This is a genomic window from Fluviicola sp., from assembly GCF_030151805.1.
Taxonomy (GTDB): Bacteria; Bacteroidota; Bacteroidia; order Flavobacteriales_D; family Crocinitomicaceae; genus Fluviicola.
On record NZ_JASLCN010000305.1, the window covers coordinates 1 to 5,045 of the forward strand.

Annotated in this window: 5 protein-coding genes and 1 pseudogene; 4 read left to right on the forward strand and 2 right to left on the reverse strand. The window is 40.4% G+C overall.

Annotation, left to right across the window (positions count from 1 at the left end):
• The 4 genes and pseudogenes from Q1V93_RS11680 to Q1V93_RS11695 all read left to right on the forward strand — a co-directional run.
• Window positions 1-431: pseudogene (locus Q1V93_RS11680) on the forward strand (hypothetical protein); the annotation flags it as partial.
• A 139-nt stretch (window positions 432-570) separates the two neighbouring features.
• The gene (locus tag Q1V93_RS11685) at window positions 571-1,305 is read left to right on the forward strand and encodes an OmpW family outer membrane protein (protein ID WP_300664887.1); all 735 of its coding nucleotides are present in this window, start codon (window positions 571-573) and stop codon (window positions 1,303-1,305) included.
• A 99-nt stretch (window positions 1,306-1,404) separates the two neighbouring features.
• Window positions 1,405-2,112 (forward strand): (d)CMP kinase, encoded by a 708-nt coding sequence (gene cmk, locus Q1V93_RS11690; protein WP_300664888.1) that lies wholly within the window; start codon window positions 1,405-1,407, stop codon window positions 2,110-2,112.
• Between the two features lie 182 nt (window positions 2,113-2,294).
• The gene (locus Q1V93_RS11695; protein ID WP_124746298.1) at window positions 2,295-2,957 is read left to right on the forward strand and encodes an aspartate kinase; all 663 of its coding nucleotides are present in this window, start codon (window positions 2,295-2,297) and stop codon (window positions 2,955-2,957) included.
• 117 nt (window positions 2,958-3,074) lie between these two features.
• Here the strand turns inward: Q1V93_RS11695 and Q1V93_RS11700 are convergent, their stop codons facing one another.
• Window positions 3,075-3,812: a DUF2807 domain-containing protein gene (locus Q1V93_RS11700; protein ID WP_300664889.1), complete on the reverse strand. Its 738-nt coding sequence runs from the start codon at window positions 3,810-3,812 to the stop codon at window positions 3,075-3,077.
• Window positions 3,802-4,803: an acyloxyacyl hydrolase gene (locus Q1V93_RS11705; protein ID WP_300664890.1), complete on the reverse strand. Its 1,002-nt coding sequence runs from the start codon at window positions 4,801-4,803 to the stop codon at window positions 3,802-3,804. The genes Q1V93_RS11700 and Q1V93_RS11705 overlap by 11 nt, the downstream gene beginning before the upstream one ends.
• Between the last annotated feature and the right edge of the window lie 242 nt (window positions 4,804-5,045).

A 5,045-nucleotide genomic window follows, 5' to 3' on the forward strand; every position in this document is an offset into this window, starting at 1 on the left:
ATCCCCTGCCGCTCGAAGTTCAACTGGGAATCTCACACAAGCTGAGACACGCGCCTTTCAGAATCAGTTTGGTGGCTCAGCATTTACAGAAATGGAATTTATCTTATGTCGATCCGAATGCAAAACCACGGGTTGATCCCTTAACAGGCGATACTATCAAGGTAAAAAATGCCGGCTTCTTTGAAAATTTGGCCCGCCATGCAAAAATCCAGGTCGAAGTATTGATCGGAAAAAAATTACAGATCCGGACTGCTTTCGATTACCAGCGAAGAAAAGAACTTGCCATTGTAGGTCGCGGCGGTCTGGCAGGATTCAGTTTCGGAGCGGGAATGGCATTTAAACGTTTTAGCATTGATTACGGATGGTATATCTATTCCGTAGCTGGCGGACAACATGGTTTGACCCTGAATTTTTTGCTCTCCAAAAAATAGGAAATAATCCGCTGATTACAAAGCAATAAGTGTTCCACTCAATGGATTACGGAGTTATTCACCGAAATCTGTTAACATTTTTTTGTAACCTGAATCCATTTAATACGTAAATTTGCCCAAACCAATAATAATTTAAAACATGAAAAAGTTAAGTTTACTTTTAGGTGGTATGATCTTATCAACTGCTGTTATGGCTCAAAAGCCAACTGAAGGAGCTCCAATGTCATTGGAAGGAACAGTTACAGGTTTGGCAGCTTTCGGATTTGGTAATGGTTCTGCTACTAACTTGAATCCTGCTTCGGCTCCGGGTGTACCTGCAATCGTTGCTCCAGGATTACGTTTCCGTTACTTCGTTACAGAAAACATCGCAGTTCGTTTGTCTTTAGGATTCAACAGCTCGAAAAGAACTCAGAATTTCTTCGAGAACGAAATCGACAACTCTGGAAACTCTGGAACTTACGTAACTAAATTAGGAACAACAACTGTAGGAATTGGAGGTGAGTACCACTTCAAAGGAACTGAGAAATTGTCTCCTTATGCAGGTTTGGATATCAACTTCGGTATGGGTAAAGCAACAACTGACGGTCAACAAACTGACGGTGCTACTTGGATTGCTACTGATTACTCTGAGAAGTCTGAGCAAAAAACAGCTGGTTTCGGTATCGGTCTGGTTGCTGGTACAGATTACTACTTCGCTGAAAATTTCTACTTAGGAGTTGAGTTGGGTCTAGGATTTAACTCTTACACTATGAAAGAAGGTACTGCTTCTACAACTGTAGCTGGTGTTACTGTTGAAGCTAAAGGTAATGAAATGAAACAAAGCGGATTCTCTAACAACGTGATGGGTATGTTCCGTTTGGGTTGGAGATTCTAATCTTAGAGAAATCTAACAATATGAAGGGCTTGTCACATGACGAGCCCTTTTTTTATGCCGGAAAATAACCGTTTCATTCTTTTCCCTTAAATTCGCAGTATGCATTCAGAGCAACACATTACAATCGCAATCGACGGTTTTTCCTCCTGTGGAAAAAGTACCCTGGCAAAGGCACTCGCAAGAAAGTTAAACTACACGTTTATCGACTCCGGGGCGATGTATCGTTGTGTTGCGTTATACGCACTGAACAATGGCTGTGTTTTAGGTTCTCACAAAATCAATTTATCCTGCGTGGTTTCTTCACTTGCTGCTATTACCATTCAGTTCGGAGATGCTGATGCAAAAGGAAACAGGGCTGTTTTACTCAACGGAGAAGACGTCTCGGATATCATCCGTCAGTTGGAGGTTGCCAACATCGTTAGTGAGGTTGCAGCGATCAAAGAAGTGCGTGAATTCCTAGTGAAACAACAGCAGGAACTGGGCAAAAACGGTGGTGTTGTGATGGACGGAAGAGATATCGGAACAGTTGTTTTCCCACAAGCAGAATTGAAATTATTCATTACTGCCAAACCGGAAATTCGTGCACAAAGACGTTTCCTCGAGCTTCAGGCAAAAGGAGAAACCAATAGCATCGAAGAGATCCTGGAAAATCTGAAACACCGAGACCGTATCGACAGTACAAGAGCAATCAGTCCGCTGACACAAGCTGATGATGCCATTGTCGTTGACAACTCCGAAATGACCGAACAACAACAGTTAGAATACGTACTGAACATTGTTAAAAATACAACAAGTCATTCATACTAACTAGATCTTACGTTTACCAATTTAATTGCTTCATAATCTTACCTCAACAGAATATTCATCAAAGAGGAAGTTTTCTTCATTGAAATCAATAGTTTATTCATTTTGTATAAAATCTAACATTCAATAGTTCTTTTCCGCTTGTATTTGTGTAAATTTGCACACCTATTAATTCAAACCAAAATATGTTATCAATTGGAAAAATAACAGAAGAAATTATCGGTAGAAGTCCGTTTTTACGCGAGGCAATGACCGATGACTTAATCAACATTTCTTCGTTAGCACGAAAAATCAAACCCGAAATTGAAGAAGCTTTAGGAAAAGAAGTGAAAGAAGGAGCGATCGTTATGGCTATTAAGCGCATGTCTCCGGGACTTTACCACCGTTTAAATATCAAGATCACAAATATCATCGGTGAACTTGGAGATTTTTTAGTTCGTTCAAACTTAGAGGATTTCACATTTGAAAATACCGAATCACTTCGTCTGAAACAAGCAGATTTGGTTCAACTGGTTAATTCCGAATCGGATATTTTTTATACGATATGCAGAGGTGTGACTGAAACAACAGTCATTTGTTCCCAAAGCATTTCCCAAAGAGTAGAAAACTTGCTGATCAACGAACGTTTAAAATCACATACGCGTGATTTGGCTTCAATTACGGTTAAACTGCCTGCTGTGAATTCAGAAGTGTATGGTATTTACTACTACATCCTGAAGCATTTGGCATGGGAAGGACTAAACATTGTTGAGATCGTTTCAACCGCAAACGAATTCACCATCATTGTAAAACAGGATCACGTTGACAAAGCATTTAAAGTGCTGATGCAATTGAAAAGAGGAAAATAACAAAAAAAAATCCCTGATAATTCAGGGATTTTTTTTTGTTCAAAGTCTAATCATTCTAGTTCCTTCAAATTCCATATCCGGTCTGATTTTTTTGAACTCTTGAACCATTAAAGCTTTTTAAAGCGATTTTACTTCACCTGTTCCATTCAACAGCACATCTATTCCAAGTGGTGTTCCTTTATACAGAATATTTCCGGACTCCGTAATATAGCCGCGAATAACCAGGTTATCTGCATTGATTTTCATGTTTCCGACGGTTTCCGAAGCCACAAAGATCGAATCGCTTACCTGTAATCCGGTTACGTCGCAATAACTGTTACTTTTAGCACAAATACGCGCAGTTTGAGCTGTTCCCGACAACGTGAAATTACACCAGCCGTGATTTGCTTCCGCGTCAATAACAAGTGCATTGATTCTCAGGTTCACATCTCCTGCCCCGTCACGGGAATAAAACGTAAAATAATCCGTATTGATTTCTCCTTCACATGTCAAAGGTTCCGTTCCAATAAAACGGATATTGATCAGGTTGGTACAATGAATCTCTGCAACAACTACTTTTTTCGCATTTCTGAGGAAACCGCAGCGGTTTTTATTTTCAATGGTCAATAAACCACCGGAAGCATTCACTTCGATCAGGTTCAGGAGATTTTTTCCTCCTTTGAGCACCACTTTATTCAAAGAATCCTGGATGATCACATACCGGACATGTTCTCTCAGATCCAGGCGGTCAAAATTTTCCAATGCGATTTCTTTGGTTGTTTCATTTCCCGTCATTTTGAAACAAGTTCTGTTCTCCGGTTTTTTACAGGAAAAAACAGCCAGTATTGAAAGCAAAAAGAACAAACTATTTCGCATGATATCTTGGTTTATAGTTAAAAGTATACCCTATTCCGTATTCGATGTAATCGGCTTTTGCCCAATGGGATTTAAGCACCAGGTTCAGCAACAATCCGTTCGCGCATTGATAGCGCATTCCGACCCGGTGATAGAATAGATCATCCGGATTGTAGCGGTCTTTGATGTAAGCCCCCATCCCGATCACAAAACGGAATTTATCCAATGGAATATTGTACCCGATAAATCCTCCGATCTGCAGAATGGACAATTGGGTCTTCGGAATGTATTCCCGGTAATGCAGAATCGACTGTTTTGAGATGATATCCAATGCAATTTCCATTCCTACTTTCGGTTTAAATTGCTTGTGCAACATAGCACTTAACGCAAAAATCGGGTAACGTTTCCCTCCCGTAGGAAAGATCTGTTTATCGGAAAGAACTGCCACCAGCGAAGCATTCCAGCTTTTAAAGAACGGAACATGCTGGAAACGGGTCAGCTCCAGGTTCTGGCGTTCTTCTTTCTTAAACGTGTATTGATATCCCAAACCGATAAACGGCATATTCACTCCCAGATTGGGAACTTTACTGGAACCATTCGAAAAATGAGTCAAATCAAAGCTATAAATCAAAGCATGTTCCGGTTTAATATACCAACGGCCTTGAATACCCAAACAAATAATGGCATTCAGATACGTACTCATTGCTACATTTTTCGGGTTTGTTTCCGTGTTATACACTTTCGTAACAATTCCCAAACCGGCTCCGAGCTTGGAGGTAAAAACATGTTTCTCACTCCGCGTCCATGGAAATTCAATAAACCCGTACATCCCGAAGCCATAGCCCAAAATGTCCCTGTTTCCAAGGTTTGATCCGTACAAGGTCACCCCCGCATAAGGATTTCGGTATTCCTGACTCCAATTTTTGGATCGGATGCGTTTACTGAAAGACAATTCTCCGGAAAAAAGCCGCTCTTTAGCCAAATGCCCCATCGTTCCGCGATGTGCAGCCAAAAAACCCGATTTGCCTTTCAATGAGAGGGCCCAATCGTCTACTCTATTTTCCTGAGAATAACATAAAACCGGTAGCAAAAAAATCAGCAGCGTAAATCTCATAATTCAAAATTACAAATTTTGTTCTATGTACATTTGCAGTATGGAATTAGCTAATAATAATTTAAACCTGGATCCAAGATTAGCAGCCTTCGAAAGACTGTTGAATATCATGGACGATTTGCGCGAAAAATGTCCCTGGG